The sequence below is a fragment of the Kitasatospora sp. NPDC092286 genome (assembly GCF_044755565.1).
Classification (GTDB): domain Bacteria; phylum Actinomycetota; class Actinomycetes; order Streptomycetales; family Streptomycetaceae; genus Kitasatospora.
In genome coordinates this window covers 63,707-79,121 of record NZ_JBIVRD010000030.1, presented here as the reverse complement: position 1 = coordinate 79,121, position 15,415 = coordinate 63,707, and the positions used below count along the sequence as shown (strand labels likewise).

The window sequence follows — 15,415 nt, the reverse complement described above, 5'->3', positions numbered from 1 at the left end:
CCCGGCCGTGCCCGGCCGTCAGACCAGCCGCTCGGCCCGGACCACCAGCCGGGACGGCAGCACCGCCTCCACCCGGAACCCGCCGTCCCGCTCCGGACCGGCCGAGAAGGTGCCGCCCAGCGCGACCACCCGCTCGCGCATCCCGACCAGCCCGTTGCCGCCGCTGGGCAGCGCCGCCGCGCCCCGCTCCCCGCCCGGGCAGGCGTTCACCACGCTCACCCGCACCCCGTTCGGCGCGTACGCCAGCAGCACCGCGACCTGCGCGCCGCCCGCGTGCTTGTGCGCGTTGGTCAGCCCTTCCTGCACCACCCGGTACGCGGTCTGCTCGGCCTCGCCGGTGAACTCCTGACGGCTGCCGCTGACGGTCAGCGTCACCGCCATCCCGGCCGCCCGCGACTGGTCGACCAGCCGCGGCAGCCCGGCCAGCGAGTCCGGCTCCGGCGCCTGCTCGTCCGACATCCGCAGCACCCCGAGGATCTCCCGCAGCTCGTTCAGCGCCTGCCGGCCGACCTCGCCCATCAGCTTGGCGCTCTGCGCCGCCTTCTCCGGGTCCTTCGCGACGATCCGCTCCAGCGCCCCGGAGTGCACCACCATCAGCGACACCCGGTGCGCCACCACGTCGTGCATCTCCCGGGCGATCCTGGTCCGTTCCTCCAGCCGGGCCCGGCGGGCCCGCTCCCTGGCCTGCTCGGCCAGCAGGTCCAGCTCCGCCTCCAGACCGTGCGCGCGGTCCTGGAGCGACTCGATCAGCCGTCGCCGCGCGCCCACGTACAGTCCGGTCACCACCGGCGGCACCGTCAGCGCGACCGCCACCAGCACCGACAGCAGCACCTTCCCCCAGAGCGGCGGCTCGGGCATCGCCCCGCCGCCGGGCGTCACCATCGACACGAGCATCACGCCGGACGCCTCGACGAACGCCACCACCGACAGCGCCACCATCCGCAGCCGCCGCGACGGCCACTCCCAGGACTCCGCCATCGTGTACAGCGACATCACCAGCAGCAGCACGCCGAACATGCCGGGCACCGTCACCAGCGCCACCATCACCGGCACCGCCGGCCAGCGCCGCCGCAGCACCAGGGTGGAACCCGCCAGCGCCCCGGCCAGTGCGACCCCCACGATCGCCGGCAGCCCCAGGTCAAGCCGGGGTGCCAGGAAGGTGACCGCGCTGACCGCGCACTCCAGCGCCGCGAGCCCGGCCAGCCCGATGTCCAGGAGAGCGCTGCGCCGACGCTCCCACCACCAGAACGACCTGACCGGCACGCGCTCCCCAGGCGACTTGCTCATGGCCGACAGCCTAAGCCGCAACAGGGTCCTCTCCCCACCCGGATACGCCGCGACACTTCACCGGGGCCTCAAGTGGTCCAGACCACATGGGCTGTGTGTGATCTTGTCCGCCATCCGGCCACCTCGCGGACAGCGACCCTCCCGACACCTATGCTGGTCGCGTCGGACAGCGCGGTCCGCACGCGTCACACGCGCCACACGCGCGCGGAACTGTGACGATGAGCCGTTGCCGAACCCCACCACCACAGGGAGCCAGCCGTGACCGCTCCGGTCCCCACCCCGGCGGACAGCCCCAGCCATGTCGGCGCCGCCGGCCCAGTCGCGGACAACGCCGCCCTGCGCGCGGACATCCGCCGCCTCGGCGACCTGCTCGGCGAGACGCTCGTCCGCCAGGAAGGCCCCCAGCTGCTGGGCCTGGTCGAACAGGTCCGGCTGCTCAGCCGCACCAACGGCGAGGCCACCGCCGAACTGCTCTCCGACATCGACCTGGAGACCGCCGCCAAGCTCGTCCGCGCCTTCTCCACCTACTTCCACCTCGCCAACGTCACCGAGCAGGTGCACCGCGGCCGCGAGTTCGCCACCCGCCGCGCCCGCGAGGGCTCCCTCCTCGCCCAGACCGCCGACCAGCTCGCCGAGGCCGACCCCAAGCACCTCGCCGACACCCTGGCCCACCTGGCGGTCCGCCCGGTCTTCACCGCCCACCCCACCGAGGCCGCCCGCCGCAGCGTCCTCAACAAGCTCCGCCGGATCGGCGAACTCCTCGACCGCGTCCACCGCGACCAGCTCGCCTCCGGTCTCGCCGCCGCCGACCCGGCCCGCACCTCCTCCGCCAAGCGCCAGGCCGACCGGCGCCTCGCCGAGGTCATCGACCTGCTCTGGCAGACCGACGAGCTGCGCATCGCCCGCCCCGAGCCCACCGACGAGGCCCGCAACGCCGTCTACTACCTGGACGAGCTCTACCGCGACGCCGTCCCCGAGGTCCTCGAGGAGCTGCACGAGGAGCTGGCCCGGGTCGGCCTCAGCCTCCCCGACGGCGTCCGCCCGCTCACCTTCGGCACCTGGATCGGCGGCGACCGGGACGGCAACCCCAACGTCACCCCCCAGGTCACCTGGGACGTCCTCAACCTCCAGCACGAGTACGGCATCAAGGACGCCCTCGCCGCCGTCGACGACCTGCGCAACTCCCTCTCCACCTCGGAGCGCCTCGCCGGCGCCTCGGTCGAGCTGCTCGCGTCGCTCAACAACGACCTGCACGCGCTCCCCGAACTCAGCCCCCGCTACAAGCGGATGAACGCCGAGGAGCCCTACCGCCTCAAGGCCACCTGCGTCCGCCTCAAGCTGGAGAACACCCGCGAGCGGCTGTCCCACGGCACCCCGCACATCGACGGCCGCGACTACCTCGGCACCCGCGAGCTCATCGCCGACCTGCGCCTCATCCAGGACTCCCTGCGCGCCCACCGCGGCGAACTCATCGCCGACGGGCGCCTCGCCCGCGCCATCCGCACCATCGAGGCCTTCGGCCTCCAGCTCGCCACCATGGACGTCCGCGAGCACGCCGAGGCCCACCACCACGCGCTCGGCCAGCTCTTCGACCGGCTCGGCGAGGAGGCCTGGCGCTACAACGACATGCCCCGCGAGTACCGGCAGAAGCTGCTCGCCAAGGAGCTCCGCTCGCGCCGCCCGCTGGCCCCCACCCCGGCCCCGCTCGACGCCGCCGGCACCAAGACCCTCGGCGTCTTCAACACCATCCGCGAGGGCTTCGAGCGGTTCGGCGACGAGATCGTCGAGAGCTACATCATCTCCATGTGCCAGGGCGCCGACGACGTCTTCGCCGCCACCGTCCTCGCCCGCGAGGCCGGCCTGATCGACCTCCACGCCGGCATCGCCAAGATCGGCATCGTGCCGCTGCTGGAGACCACCGACGAACTCCGGGAAGCCGACCGCATCCTGGACGAGATGCTCTCCGACCCGTCCTACCGCCTGCTCGTCTCGCTCCGCGGCGACGTCCAGGAGGTCATGCTCGGCTACTCCGACTCCTCCAAGTTCGGCGGCATCACCACCTCCCAGTGGGAGATCCACCGCGCCCAGCGCCGGCTGCGCGACGTCGCCCACCGCTACGGCATCCGGCTGCGCCTCTTCCACGGCCGCGGCGGCACCGTCGGCCGCGGCGGCGGCCCCTCGCACGAGGCCATCCTGGCCCAGCCCTGGGGCACCCTGGAGGGCGAGATCAAGGTCACCGAGCAGGGCGAGGTCATCTCCGACAAGTACCTGCTGCCCTCGCTGGCCCGCGAGAACCTCGAACTGACCATCTCGGCCACCCTCTCCGCCTCCGCGCTGCACACCGCGCCGCGCCAGGCCCCCGAGGAACTGGCCCGCTGGGACGCCGCCATGGACCAGGTCTCCGCGGCCGCCCACACCGCCTACCGCGCCCTCGTCGAGCAGGACGACCTGCCGAAGTACTTCTTCGCCGCCACCCCGGTCGACCAGCTCGCCTCGCTCCACCTCGGCTCCCGCCCGTCCCGCCGCCCCGACTCCGGCGCCGGCCTGGACGGACTGCGGGCCATCCCGTGGGTGTTCGGCTGGACCCAGTCCCGCCAGATCGTCCCCGGCTGGTACGGCGTCGGCTCCGGCCTCGCCGCCGCCCGCGCGGCCGGCCTCGGCGACGTCCTCGACGAGATGTACGGCCAGTGGCACTTCTTCCGCAACTTCCTGTCCAACGTCGCCATGACGCTGGCCAAGACCGACCTGCGGATCGCCCGCCACTACGTCGAGCAGCTCGTCCCCGCCGAGCTGCACCACATCTTCGACCAGATCATCGCCGAGCACGAGCTCACCCTGCGCGAGGTCCTGCGCCTCACCGGCGAGAGCGAACTGCTGGAGCACAACCCCGTGCTGAAGCAGACCTTCACCGTCCGCGACGCCTACCTCGACCCGATCTCCTACCTCCAGGTCGCGCTGCTGCGCCGCCAGCGCGAGGAGGTCGCCGCCGGCCTCACCGAGGACCCGCTGCGCGCCCGCGCGCTGCTGCTCACCGTGAACGGCATCGCCGCCGGTCTGCGCAACACCGGCTGACCGGCCCCGCGACGACGGACGGGCCCCGTGGCATCACCCGATGCCACGGGGCCCGTCCGTCCCCCGCGCGACGCGGGCCCACGGTTCCACCACCGGACGTCGAACACGGTCGAACACGGCGGGGCCGGTGCCCGGAACCCGGACACCGGCCCCGCCGGACACCACGTGCGTTACTCCCCCGGATCGCCCGCACGACGGCGCTTCAGCCAGAGCGCCGCGCCGCCGGCCGCCACGACCAGACCGCCGCCGACCGCCAGCAGGCCCGCGTCACCGCCGACCGAACCGCCCAGCACCGGCCCCAGCTGCGCCGACACCGGCTCCGGGGACACCACACCCGGATCGGGCTCCGCCACCGACTCCGCATGTGCCAGACCGCCACCGGAGAGCAGCACTCCGGCCGCCCCCAGCGCACCGGCCGTACCCACCCGCCGTCCGAGCTGCCTCAGCCGCACCACTCGGACCGGCCGCAATCTCCGCATCGAGAACTCCCCAGGACCCGTTCGCGTACCCTCCCGACGCTATCCGATCGCGCACAGGTTTCTCACACCTATTCAGGTTTGGACGGCCAAGCGTTGTACGACTGTTGCGTACCCGCCCGGCGTGGCGGCCGCCGGGCTGACGCCCGGTCACCGCTCAGGAGTTGTACGTCCCCTGCGCCCGCTCCAGCCCCTCGGACAACAGCGCCTCCACCGCGTCCGCCGAGCGGTCCACGAACCACTCCAGTTCCTTGCGCTCGGTACTGGAGAAGTCCTTCAGCACGAAGTCCGCGACCTCCATCCGCCCCGGCGGACGGCCGATACCGCACCGCACCCGGTGGTAGTCGGGGCCCAGCGACTTGGTGATCGACTTCAGCCCGTTGTGACCGTTGTCGCCGCCCCCCAGCTTCAGCCGCAGCGCCGCGTAGTCGATGTCCAGCTCGTCGTGGACCGCCACCAGCGCCGACGCCGGCACCTTGTAGAAGTCCCGCAGCGCGGTCACCGGACCGCCCGAGAGGTTCATGAACGACATCGGCTTCGCCAGCACCACCCGCCGGCCGCCCAGCCGCCCCTCGGCCACCTGCGCCCGGCTCTTGTGCGCCTTGAACCGCGCGCCCATCCGCTGCGCCAGCAGGTCCACCACCATGAACCCGATGTTGTGCCGGTTCCGGGCGTACTGCTCACCCGGGTTGCCGAGCCCGACCACCAGCCACGGCCCCTCGTACGCGTCCTCGCTCATCCCACGCTCCTCGAACTCGACCCTCGTCGACATCATCCCGGACACACCGCTGCCCCGGCCGCTCCAGTACGGGAGCGGCCGGGGCAGCGGTGTCAGTGACTGGCGGGAGGCTCAGGCCTCGGCGCCGGCCTCGGCCTCCTCGGCCTCCTCCTCGGCCGGGGCGGCCTGGGCGCCGATGACCTGCAGCACGACGGCGTCGGCCTCGACGGCCAGGGTGACGCCGGCCGGCAGGGTGATGTCCTTGGCGTGGATCGAGGCACCGGCCTCCAGGCCCTCGACCGAGACGGTCACGGACTCGGGCAGGTGGGTGGCCTCGGCCTCGATCGGCAGGGCGTTGAGCACGTGCTCCAGCAGGTTGCCGCCGGGGGCCAGCTCGCCCTCGGTGTGCACCGGGATCTCGACGGTGACCTTCTCGCCGCGCTTCACCAGCAGCAGGTCGACGTGCTCGATGGTGCGCTTGATGGCCTCACGCTGGACGGCCTTCGGCAGCACGTACTCGTCCTTGCCCTCGATCGGCACGACCAGCAGGGCGTTCGGGGTCTTCAGCGCCATCATCAGGGCGTGGCTCGGCAGGTTCAGGTGAACCGGGGCGTGGCCGTGGCCGTAGACGACTCCGGGGACGAGGCCGGCGCGGCGGGCACGACGGGCGGCACCCTTGCCGAACTCGGTACGGGTCTCAGCGGCAATGCGGATCTCGGACACGACTGCACTCCTCGTGAAAATGGCGCGGGGGTGCAGGCAACGCGAAAAACCGCCGGGACCACACCCTCAGTACGTTCGGGGGTCACTCGGCGGTGCACGACCTCTGCCGGCCATCGGAAATCCGGCACCGGCAGCGCGTCGATCACGGAGCGGGCACCCGGCAAGCAGGCACACGGCATCCCTCGCCGAGCAGTTTCACGAGTCTAACCGCACCGGCGGCCTCCCGCGAAATCGGCGGCGGCCCCGGCCCGCGAGGGACCGGGGCCGCCTGCGCGGGGCTTCGTCAGTGCACACCCTCGAAGAGGCTGGTGACCGAGCCGTCCTCGAACACCTCGCGGATCGCCGCGGCGATCGACGGGGCGATCGACAGCGTGGTGATCTTGTCGAGCTGGAGCTCGGCCGGCGTCGGCAGCGTGTTGGTGAAGACGAACTCGCTGACCCGCGAGTTCTTCAGGCGGTCCGCCGCCGGACCGGACAGCACGCCGTGCGTGGCCGCCACGATCACGTCCGCGGCACCGTTGTCGAACAGCGCGTCGGCGGCGGCGCAGATCGTGCCGGCCGTGTCGATCATGTCGTCGACCAGGACACAGACCCGGCCCTTGACGTCACCGACCACCTCGGCGGACAGGATGGTGTTCGCCTGCGTCATGTCACGGCGCTTGTGGATGATCGCCAGCGGTGCGCCCAGCCGGTCCGACCACTGGTCCGCGACCTTCACCCGGCCCGCGTCCGGCGACACGATGGTCAGCCGGTCCCGGTCCACCTTCGCGCCCAGGTAGTCCGCCAGCAGCGGCAGCGCGAACAGGTGGTCCACCGGGCCGTCGAAGAAGCCCTGGATCTGCGCCGTGTGCAGGTCCACCGCCATCAGCCGGTCCGCGCCCGCCTGCCGCAGCAGATCGGCGATCAGGCGGGCGGAGATGGGCTCACGGCCCAGGTGCTTCTTGTCCTGGCGGGCGTAGCCGTAGAACGGCAGGATCGCCGTGATGCTCCGCGCGGAGGCCCGCTTCAGAGCGTCGATCATGATCAGCTGTTCCATGATCCACTGGTTGATGGGAGCCGTGTGGCTCTGCATCACAAAGCAGTCCGCACCACGCGCCGAATCCAGGAAGCGGACGTAGATCTCCCCGTTCGCAAAGTCCAGCGCCTTCGTCGGAACCAGTTCGGTCCCCAGCGACGCGGCCACCTCGCTCGCCAGTTCGGGGTGGGCACGGCCGGAGAAGAGCTTCAGTTTCTTCTCACCCGACGTCGTGATCCCGCTCACTGCACCGTCTCCTCGCGTTGCTGACGCTGAACCCGTCCGCACCGCGGACAGGCACAGGCCCGCTCGCGACAGGGGTCGGGGGAATGTCGGTACGCCTTGACACGGGCGGTAAGCCCTATGGCGCACGTATGTCCCCAAGGTTACGCGCCCGCGCAGAAACCGTCCGCCCCGGGACCGGCCCTCGGAGCCCCGCCGGCCTCCTCAGCGCTCGTCGGCCCCGTCCGTCGCGGCGGCCGCGGCCTGCGCCGACGTGGTGCCCGGACGCTTGCGCTCCACCCATCCCGCGATGTTGCGCTGCTGCGCCCGGCTCACCCCCAGGGCGCCCGGCGGAATGTCTGCGGTGATCACCGAGCCGGCCCCGGTGTAGGCGCCGTCGCCGACCGTCACCGGAGCGATGAACATGTTGTCCGAACCCGTGCGGCAGTGGGCCCCGATCACCGTGCGGTGCTTGTTCACCCCGTCGTAGTTCACCGTGACCGAGGCCGCGCCGATGTTGGTGCCCTCACCGATCGTGGCGTCCCCGATGTACGACAGGTGCGGCACCTTGGCGCCCTCGCCCAGCTCCGAGTTCTTCACCTCGACATAGGTGCCGACCTTCGCCTTGCGGGCCAGCTTCGCCCCCGGCCGCAGGTACGCGTACGGCCCCGCGACGGCGAAGTCGCCCACCTCCGCACCGTCCGTCGTGGCGTTGCTCACACGCGCGCCGGCGCCGATCCGGGTGTCCTTGATCGTCGAGTTCGGGCCGACCTCGCAGCCCTCGCCGAGGTGGGTGGAGCCCTGCAGCTGGGTGTTGGGCAGCACCACCGCGTCCGGCTCGTAGGACACCTGCACGTCGAACCAGGTCGTCGCCGGGTCCACCACGGTGACACCCTCGCGCATCGCCCGCTCCAGCAGGCGGTCGTTCAGCAGCCGGCGGGCCTGCGCCAGCTGCACCCGGTCGTTGATGCCCAGGATGTCCCGGTAGTCCGCGGCCACGACCGCGCCCACCCGGTGGCCGGCCGTCCGCAGGATCTCCAGGGTGTCGGTCAGGTACTCCTCGCCCTGCACGTTGTCCGTGGTCACCCGGGAGAGGGCCTCGGCCAGCAGCTTCGCGTCGAAGGCGAAGACCCCGGAGTTGATCTCGCCGATGGCCCGCTGGGCGTCGGAGGCGTCCTTCTCCTCGACGATCGCGGCGACCGCGCCGTCGGCCCCGTCGCGCAGGATCCGCCCGTAGCCGAACGGGTCCGGCACCACGGCCGTCAGCACCGTCACGCCGTTGCCCTGCTCGGCGTGCGCCTCGGCGAGCGAGCGCAGCGTCGCCCCGGTCAGCAGCGGCGCGTCCCCGGTGGTGACGATCACCGTGCCGTCCAGCTCCACCCCGTCCGCGGCCAGCGCCTCCAGCGCCGTCCGGACGGCGTGCCCGGTGCCGTTCTGCTCCTCCTGCACCACGGCCCGCGCCGCCGGGTGGAGCGCCGTGAGGTGCTCCCGCACCTTCTCCCGCATGTGCCCGACCACCACGACCAGCTGCTGCGGCGTCAACTCCTGGGCCGCCGCGACCGCGTGGCCCACCAGCGACCGCCCGCACACCTCGTGCAGCACCTTGGGCAGGCTGTTCGACTTCATCCGGGTCCCGCCACCGGCGGCAAGCACGACAACGGCGGCAGGCGAATTGGCACTCACGGGGGGAGGCTCCTCAGTCGGTTCACAGAGAGGGCAGTGCGGGCCGGGGAGCGGATCCGCACGTCTGCGCCCCGGCGCTTCGAGGATAGTGCGGGGCAGCCCGGCGCAACGCCGGCGCGGGTCTGCCCCGCACCGGCCACACGGCCTCTGAGGTGCTCCCGGAGGAGGATTCGAACCCCCATAAGCTGGACCAAAACCAGCTGTCCTGCCCTTAGACGATCCGGGACGGTACCGTCACCGCGCCCCGGTGCCGCCAGGGCGCGCTCGCCCAAGACTACGGGGTGAACGGCGCCGTAATCCACCTCCATTTCCCGACCGCCGCCCCGCGATCCACCGGTAGGGGTCCGCGCCGCCGGGGACGTTGACGGACAGGCACCCGGGCCCGCCCGCCCCGCCGTCGGGCCGGCCACCCCGGCCCGGACGCGGTGATCCGGTGGGCGATCCGTCCGGACACGGGCCCGGTCCCGGGTTCATCCATCCAGTCGAGTGAATTCACTAAAGCGCCCCCGGGTGCCGTATTTCCTTCGTGGCGGAGCGCAACCTACGATGCCGTAAGTTACGCAAACGTAGCCTCCGCCCCCTCCCCCAAGGGACACCCCATGACCATCCAGGCCGGCGAGGCACACGCCGATACCGCGCTCTCCGCCGACACCGCCCCGACCCTGCTCTCCGCCACCCGCGGCGGGGAGAAACAGGGGCTCGCCGAGCGGATCGCGCTCGGGCTGTTCATCGCCGTCCCCTTCACCGCGCTGCTCGCCGCCGCGCCGGTGGCCTGGGGCTGGGGGCTGGGGTGGACGGACCTCGCGATCGCCACCGCCATGTACTTCCTCACCTGCCACGGCATCACGATCGGTTACCACCGCTACTTCACCCACGGCGCCTTCAAGGCCAACCGGGCCCTGCGGCTGACCCTCGCGGTGGCCGGCAGCCTGGCGATCGAGGGACCGCTGGTGCGCTGGGTGGCGGACCACCGCAAGCACCACCGGTACAGCGACAAGGACGGCGACCCGCACTCGCCCTGGCGCTACGGGGAGAGCATCCCGGCCCTGCTCAAGGGCCTCTGGTGGGCGCACATGGGCTGGCTCTTCGACGAGGAGCAGACCCCGCAGCTGACCTATGCGCCGGATCTGGTCCACGACCCGGCCATAAGGCGGATCTCCCGGCTGTTCTGGCTCTGGACCGCGATCTCGATGCTGCTGCCACCCCTGGTCGGCGGGCTGGTCACGCTCTCCTGGCAGGGTGCCCTGTCCGCGTTCTTCTGGGGCTCGCTGGTTCGGGTGGCACTGCTGCACCACGTCACCTGGTCGATCAACTCGATCTGCCACGCGCTCGGCGAGCGCCCGTTCCGCTCCCGTGACCGCTCCGGCAACGTCTGGTGGCTGGCCGTGCTCTCCTGCGGAGAGTCCTGGCACAACCTGCACCACGCGGACCCGACCTCGGCCCGGCACGGCGTGCTGCGCGGCCAGATCGACTCCTCGGCACGGCTGATCCGCTGGTTCGAGCTGGCCGGGTGGGCCCGCGACGTCCGTTGGCCGGACGCACAGCGGATCGCCGCCCGCCGCGCCGCATGAGGGCTCGCCTGCAGCATGATGTAGGGGTGAACGGGAGCAGCGCAGACAGCACAGGCGGCCACGAGAGCCCGCGGACGGACGCCGCGCCGGGTGCGGCGCAGGCCCGTCCGCGTGCCGCTGCCCCGACGGGTACCACCGCACCGGCGCCCCGCCGCCGGGGCGGCCGGGTGCGGATGACCGGGAAGCAGCGGCGGGAGCAACTGCTGGAGATCGGCCGGTCGGTGTTCGCGGAGCGCGGCTACGACGGCACCTCGGTGGAGGAGATCGCCGAGCGGGCCGGGGTGTCCAAGCCCGTGGTGTACGAGCACTTCGGCGGCAAGGAGGGGCTGTACGCGGTGGTGGTGGACCGCGAGATGCAGCTCCTGCTGGACATGGTGACGGGGGCGTTGACGGGCGGGCACTCGCGGGAGCTGCTGGAGCAGGCGGCGTTCGCGTTGATGGACTACATCGACACCTCCACGGACGGTTTCAAGATCCTGGTCCGGGATTCCCCGGTGGCGCAGTCGACGGGAACGTTCGCGTCGCTGATCAGCGACATCGCGACGCAGGTGGAGGACATTCTCGGGCTGGAGTTCAAGGCGCGGGGCTTCGACGCCCGCCTTGCCCCGATGTACTCGCAGATGCTGGTCGGAATGGTCGCGCTGACCGGGCAGTGGTGGCTGGAGGTCCGCAAGCCGCAGAAGGCGGAGGTGGCGGCGCATCTGGTGAACCTGGCCTGGCACGGCCTGGAGGGGATGGAGCGGCACCCGAAGCTGGTCGGCGAGCGGAAGGCCTGAGCGCCCGGCGGTGGGCGTACCGGCCCCGGAGGTACCGGCGATGCTCAGCGGCGGACGGCCACCGCGAAGATCCGCCGGAACGGGAAGACGGTGCCGTGCGGTCCCGCGGGGTAGGCCTCGCGGAGCAGGGCACCGTACTCGGCGAGGAAGGCGGCCCGTTCGACGGGGTCGGTGAGCCGGGTGAGGACGGGGCGCAGGGCGGTGCCCTTGACCCATTCCAGGACGGGGTCGGCGCCGGTGAGCAGGGTGCTGTAGGTGGTCTCCCAGACGTCGACGGCGCAGCCGGCGTCGGCGAGGGTGGCCAGGTACTCGGCGGGCCGGTGGACGCCCGCGCGGGTGGCGTTGTCGCCGACGGCGTCGCGCCAGCGGGGGTCGCGGCGGAGTTCGGCGAGCAGGGTGTGGCTGGGTGAGCCGAAGTTGCCGGGGACCTGGAAGGCGAGGACGCCGCCGGGCCTGAGGGCGTCGGCCCAGCGCGGAAGCAGCGCGAGGTGCCCGTCCACCCACTGGAGGGTGGCGTTGGACACGATCAGGTCGGGCGCGGCGGTGGCCGGGTCGTAGTCGCGGGCGTCGGCGAGCCGGTAGTCGGCGGTGGGTTCGCCTTCGGTGCGGGCGGTGGCGAGCATCTCGGCGGAGTTGTCGATGCCGGTGATGCGGGCTTCGGGCCAGCGTCGGCGCAGGACGGCGGTGGAGTTGCCGGGGCCGCAGCCGATGTCGAGGATCGTGGCGGCGGGTTCGTGGGGAACGGCGGGGACGCGGGCGAGCAGATCGCGCAGCGGGCGGGTCCGTTCGTCGGCGAAGCGCAGGTACTGTTCCGGGTCCCAGACGGGGGTGCTCATGATCGTCCTCACAAGTATCTCGACATCAAGATATCCAGGCGCAGCCTCCACGCTACATTTCTCGATGTCAAGAGACTTCACATCGACACATCCCCCGATACACTGATCGTCATGGAGGACGAGGTCGACCGCCTGGTCGCAGCATGGCGCCGAGAGCGCCCCGACCTCGACGTGGAACCACTTGAGGTGCTCAGCCGGGTCAGCCGACTCGCCCGGCACCTCGACCGCGCCCGCCGGACCGCCTTCGCCGAGCACGGCCTGGAGCCGTGGGAGTTCGACGTCCTGACCGCGCTGCGCCGGGCCGGCTCCCCGTACCAGCTCTCCCCCGGCCAGCTGCTCACCCAGACCCTGGTCACCTCCGGCACCATGACCAACCGGATCGACCGTCTCACCGGCAAGGGCCTGGTCAAGCGCCTGCCCGACCCGGACGACCGGCGCGGTGTGCTGGTCCGGCTCACCGACGACGGGCGCGACCGGGCCGATCAGGCGCTCGCCGGGCTGCTCGCCCACGAGCGCGAGCTGCTCGCCCAGCTCAGCGCCGGGCAGCAGGGCGAACTCGCCGGGCTGCTGCGGCAGCTGGTCGCCCCGTTCGACAATATCCCGGGCTGAGCGCACCCCCGGCCGGCCCCCGCGCCGGCGGCCGGCTCCGACGATCAGGGTGCGTAGGCCGGTCGGGGGTACGGCGGCGGCGCTGGGACCGTTCCGGTCCGGGTCGTTCCGGGCCGGGTGTGAGCCGTTCCGGACCGTATGCGGGCGTGCGGAAGTACGGTGCGGCGACATCTGCCCCCGGTTTTCCCTGACCTGACGAACCTGAGTCGGTACCGGGGTGTCACGGGGAGCCGGCGCCGGGAGCTGTGGTCGAGGCGACGGATGGTGGGGCGCTGGGGACGGCCGGTTCGGACGGGCTGACGCCCGCCCGGCGGGCGACCGCGACGGCGGCCAGGGTGGAGTGCACCCCGAGCTTGCCGAGGACGTTCTGCATATGGGTGCGGACGGTGTGCGGGGAGAGGTAGAGGCGTTCGGCGACGGCCTGCCGGCCGAGGCCGGCGACCATGCAGCGCAGGATCTGCTTCTCCCGCGGGGTGAGGGTGTCGACGAGGCGTTCGCTCTCGGTGCGGTCCCGTCGCGCGGTGGTGAGCTCCCGGATGACACCGGTGAGCAGGGCGGGCGGCAGGTGGGTCTCGTCGCGCAGGACGCCACGGATGACGGCCAGGAGGCGGGCCAGCGAGCTCTCCTTGGCGACCCAGCCGGTGGCGCCGGCGTGCAGGGCCCGGGCGGCGCGGTGCGGGTCGTCGGCGGTGGCCAGGACGATCGCCTTCAGGCCGGGGTGGTTGCGGCGGATCCGGGCGAGCAGGGTGATGCCGTCGGGCGCCGGGGGGACGGGCCGGTGCGGCTCCTGCCGGTACGGTTCCGGCCGCTGGATCTCCTGGCGGCGGAGCTCGGGCCGGTACGGCTCCTGCCGGTGCGGTTCGGACCGCTGCGGTTCGGCCGGGTGCGGGGCCTGGTGCGGGGGCGACGAGCCGGCCGGCGGTGCGGGTGCGACGGCCGGACGGCGGGGCGCGGGCACGCTGGGCGGCAGGCGCCGCCGCGCGGCATCGGGCGGGTCGGCGCCGGGCTGGCGGGGTTTGCGCGCTCCCCCGAGGACGCCCTCGCCGCCGAGGTCGGCGTCGATCAGGACGACGTGGAAGGCGCGGCCCTCGGTGGCGGCGCGCTCGAGCGCGCGCTCGGCGGCGGCCGCGCTGCCGGCGGCGCCGACCTCGACGTCGGGCTCGGCGGTGAGCGCCGCGGCCAGTGCCTCGGCGAAGATCCGGTGGTCGTCGACCACCAGGACGCGGATCCGCCCCATTGCCACTTCCCCCCTGCTAGACCCGGCCCGCGCCCGGGGCGACGGCCCAGACTCCGGTGCCGCGACCTGGGTACGTCTCCTCGGCCCACCCCCCGGACGGCCGGTCGGGCCCAGGCGCCGGCCCCCACCGGTACCGAATTCAGCGTACGGGGTAGGGGGCGGCCGGGCGGGGGTTTGGTGAAGTTTCGTCAGGAGGTGCGAATTTGCTGCCACTTGGCGCTCGGAAGCGGCCCGGGGCCGGTGGTTGCGGGGGTGTCGGTGCCTGGGGGCGTCAGCCCCCCCCCGCCGCCCCGGCCGCCGGCCGGCGTGGTGGACGGCGGCCGGGGGGCCTGGAAGCCCTCGGCAGGGCGGTTGAGGGCGACGTCGACGATCGTGGCGTCGAGGACGGTCACCAGCGAGCCGAGGGCCACGACCGCGGCGGTGCGCGGGCGGGGTGGGGCGGGTGCCGCGGTGGTGGCGGCGGGTACGGCGGCGCTCATCGGCCCCTTGGACGGTCGGGCTTCGGGGGCCCGGCCCGGGTGCGCGGCTCTTGACGGGTGGTCGGGGCGGGCAGGTCAGACCGCGTACGGGCGGGCGGTGCGGGCGTCCCGCAGGGCGTGCGCCCACCAGGTGAGCTGGTCGAGCATGCCCTTGGCGGCCCCGTTCGGGACGGCCGGGTCGACGGGCTCGCCGTCGTCGCCGAAGACGGCCCAGGCGCCGTGGAAGCTGACGGTGTCCCGGACGGTGACGGCGTGCAGCTCGGCGAAGACCAGCCGGAGCTGCTCGACCGCGCGCAGCCCGCCGCCGAGTCCGCCGTAGGAGACGAAGCCGACCGGCTTGGCCTGCCACTCGGCGCGGTGCCAGTCGATGGCGTCCTTGAGGACGCCGGGGAAGCTGTGGTTGTACTCGGGGGTGACCACCACGAAGGCGTCGGCGGCGGCCAGTCGCGGCGAGAGCGCGGCGAGCCGCCCGGCCTGCTCGGCGGTGGGCTCGTCACCCAGGCGGGGCAGCGGGTGGTCGGCCAGGTCGATGACGTCGAGGTCGAGGTCGTCCCGGCCCCGGGCGGTGCGCAGGAACCAGTCGGCGACGGTGGGCGCGAAGCGGCCCTGCCGGCTGCTGCCGACGATGACGGCGAGCCGGTACGGGGCCGTGGCCGGCGTCTCGGGCGTGGCCTGACGAAGGGTCTCGGGCATTGCGGTCTCCAGGGTTGC

Annotated in this window: 14 protein-coding genes and 1 tRNA gene; 4 read left to right on the top strand and 11 right to left on the bottom strand. The window is 72.9% G+C overall.

Features of this window, described 5'->3' with window-relative positions; translation table 11 throughout:
* Positions 1–18: 18 nt before the first annotated feature.
* Positions 19–1,287, bottom strand: coding sequence for a histidine kinase (locus ACIQIB_RS27345; protein WP_363606987.1), 1,269 nt, complete (start codon positions 1,285–1,287; stop codon positions 19–21).
* 336 nt (positions 1,288–1,623) lie between these two features.
* On the opposite strand from ACIQIB_RS27345, the gene ppc reads away from it, so the two are divergent.
* Entirely contained in the window at positions 1,624–4,359 is a 2,736-nt protein-coding gene (ppc, locus tag ACIQIB_RS27340) for a phosphoenolpyruvate carboxylase (protein ID WP_363607025.1), read from the top strand.
* A 170-nt stretch (positions 4,360–4,529) separates the two neighbouring features.
* On the opposite strand, the gene ACIQIB_RS27335 is transcribed toward ppc, so the two are convergent.
* The 6 genes from ACIQIB_RS27335 to ACIQIB_RS27310 form a co-directional block, all read right to left on the bottom strand.
* On the bottom strand, positions 4,530–4,838 hold the full coding sequence (locus ACIQIB_RS27335) for a hypothetical protein (protein WP_363606986.1): 309 nt from the start codon (positions 4,836–4,838) through the stop codon (positions 4,530–4,532).
* A gap of 154 nt (positions 4,839–4,992) precedes the next feature.
* Positions 4,993–5,574: an aminoacyl-tRNA hydrolase gene (gene pth, locus ACIQIB_RS27330; RefSeq protein ID WP_363606984.1), complete on the bottom strand. Its 582-nt coding sequence runs from the start codon at positions 5,572–5,574 to the stop codon at positions 4,993–4,995.
* Positions 5,575–5,685: 111 nt separating this feature from the next.
* Entirely contained in the window at positions 5,686–6,276 is a 591-nt protein-coding gene (locus ACIQIB_RS27325; RefSeq protein WP_363606983.1) for a 50S ribosomal protein L25/general stress protein Ctc, read from the bottom strand.
* 283 nt (positions 6,277–6,559) lie between these two features.
* A complete protein-coding gene (locus ACIQIB_RS27320) occupies positions 6,560–7,537 on the bottom strand; it encodes a ribose-phosphate diphosphokinase (RefSeq protein WP_363606981.1) in 978 nt (325 codons plus the stop codon).
* A 201-nt stretch (positions 7,538–7,738) separates the two neighbouring features.
* Positions 7,739–9,196 carry a bifunctional UDP-N-acetylglucosamine diphosphorylase/glucosamine-1-phosphate N-acetyltransferase GlmU gene (gene glmU / locus ACIQIB_RS27315; RefSeq protein WP_400656989.1) on the bottom strand — a complete coding sequence of 486 codons (1,458 nt, stop codon included), beginning with the start codon at positions 9,194–9,196 and terminating at the stop codon, positions 7,739–7,741.
* A 155-nt stretch (positions 9,197–9,351) separates the two neighbouring features.
* A tRNA-Gln gene (locus tag ACIQIB_RS27310) sits at positions 9,352–9,422 on the bottom strand.
* Between the two features lie 373 nt (positions 9,423–9,795).
* On the opposite strand from ACIQIB_RS27310, the gene ACIQIB_RS27305 reads away from it, so the two are divergent.
* Together ACIQIB_RS27305 and ACIQIB_RS27300 are read left to right on the top strand one after the other, a co-directional pair.
* On the top strand, positions 9,796–10,767 hold the full coding sequence (locus ACIQIB_RS27305) for a fatty acid desaturase (RefSeq protein ID WP_363606978.1): 972 nt from the start codon (positions 9,796–9,798) through the stop codon (positions 10,765–10,767).
* Between the two features lie 173 nt (positions 10,768–10,940).
* On the top strand, positions 10,941–11,543 hold the full coding sequence (locus ACIQIB_RS27300) for a TetR/AcrR family transcriptional regulator (RefSeq protein ID WP_148643184.1): 603 nt from the start codon (positions 10,941–10,943) through the stop codon (positions 11,541–11,543).
* Between the two features lie 44 nt (positions 11,544–11,587).
* Here the strand turns inward: ACIQIB_RS27300 and ACIQIB_RS27295 are convergent, their stop codons facing one another.
* Entirely contained in the window at positions 11,588–12,379 is a 792-nt protein-coding gene (locus ACIQIB_RS27295) for a trans-aconitate 2-methyltransferase (protein ID WP_363606977.1), read from the bottom strand.
* A gap of 111 nt (positions 12,380–12,490) precedes the next feature.
* Between ACIQIB_RS27295 and ACIQIB_RS27290 the strand changes: the two genes are divergently transcribed.
* Positions 12,491–12,988: a MarR family transcriptional regulator gene (locus ACIQIB_RS27290; protein ID WP_363606976.1), complete on the top strand. Its 498-nt coding sequence runs from the start codon at positions 12,491–12,493 to the stop codon at positions 12,986–12,988.
* 220 nt (positions 12,989–13,208) lie between these two features.
* Here the strand turns inward: ACIQIB_RS27290 and ACIQIB_RS27285 are convergent, their stop codons facing one another.
* The 3 genes from ACIQIB_RS27285 to ACIQIB_RS27275 all read right to left on the bottom strand — a co-directional run bounded on the left by ACIQIB_RS27285 (position 13,209) and on the right by ACIQIB_RS27275 (position 15,397).
* On the bottom strand, positions 13,209–14,225 hold the full coding sequence (locus ACIQIB_RS27285; RefSeq protein ID WP_363606975.1) for a response regulator transcription factor: 1,017 nt from the start codon (positions 14,223–14,225) through the stop codon (positions 13,209–13,211).
* A 188-nt stretch (positions 14,226–14,413) separates the two neighbouring features.
* On the bottom strand, positions 14,414–14,704 hold the full coding sequence (locus ACIQIB_RS27280) for a hypothetical protein (RefSeq protein ID WP_400761243.1): 291 nt from the start codon (positions 14,702–14,704) through the stop codon (positions 14,414–14,416).
* Between the two features lie 75 nt (positions 14,705–14,779).
* On the bottom strand, positions 14,780–15,397 hold the full coding sequence (locus ACIQIB_RS27275) for an NAD(P)H-dependent oxidoreductase (RefSeq protein ID WP_363606973.1): 618 nt from the start codon (positions 15,395–15,397) through the stop codon (positions 14,780–14,782).
* Between the last annotated feature and the right edge of the window lie 18 nt (positions 15,398–15,415).

Coding starts and splice junctions, on each gene's coding strand:
- pth (WP_363606984.1), bottom strand. CDS start 5,574: ATGAGCGAGGACGCGTACGAGGGGCCGTGGCTGGTGGTCGGGCTCGGC.
- ACIQIB_RS27285 (WP_363606975.1), bottom strand. CDS start 14,225: ATGGGGCGGATCCGCGTCCTGGTGGTCGACGACCACCGGATCTTCGCC.
- ACIQIB_RS27275 (WP_363606973.1), bottom strand. CDS start 15,397: ATGCCCGAGACCCTTCGTCAGGCCACGCCCGAGACGCCGGCCACGGCC.
- ACIQIB_RS27345 (WP_363606987.1), bottom strand. CDS start 1,287: ATGAGCAAGTCGCCTGGGGAGCGCGTGCCGGTCAGGTCGTTCTGGTGG.
- ACIQIB_RS27295 (WP_363606977.1), bottom strand. CDS start 12,379: ATGAGCACCCCCGTCTGGGACCCGGAACAGTACCTGCGCTTCGCCGAC.
- ACIQIB_RS27335 (WP_363606986.1), bottom strand. CDS start 4,838: ATGCGGAGATTGCGGCCGGTCCGAGTGGTGCGGCTGAGGCAGCTCGGA.
- ACIQIB_RS27300 (WP_148643184.1), top strand. CDS start 10,941: ATGACCGGGAAGCAGCGGCGGGAGCAACTGCTGGAGATCGGCCGGTCG.
- ACIQIB_RS27280 (WP_400761243.1), bottom strand. CDS start 14,704: ATGAGCGCCGCCGTACCCGCCGCCACCACCGCGGCACCCGCCCCACCC.
- ACIQIB_RS27305 (WP_363606978.1), top strand. CDS start 9,796: ATGACCATCCAGGCCGGCGAGGCACACGCCGATACCGCGCTCTCCGCC.
- ACIQIB_RS27290 (WP_363606976.1), top strand. CDS start 12,491: ATGGAGGACGAGGTCGACCGCCTGGTCGCAGCATGGCGCCGAGAGCGC.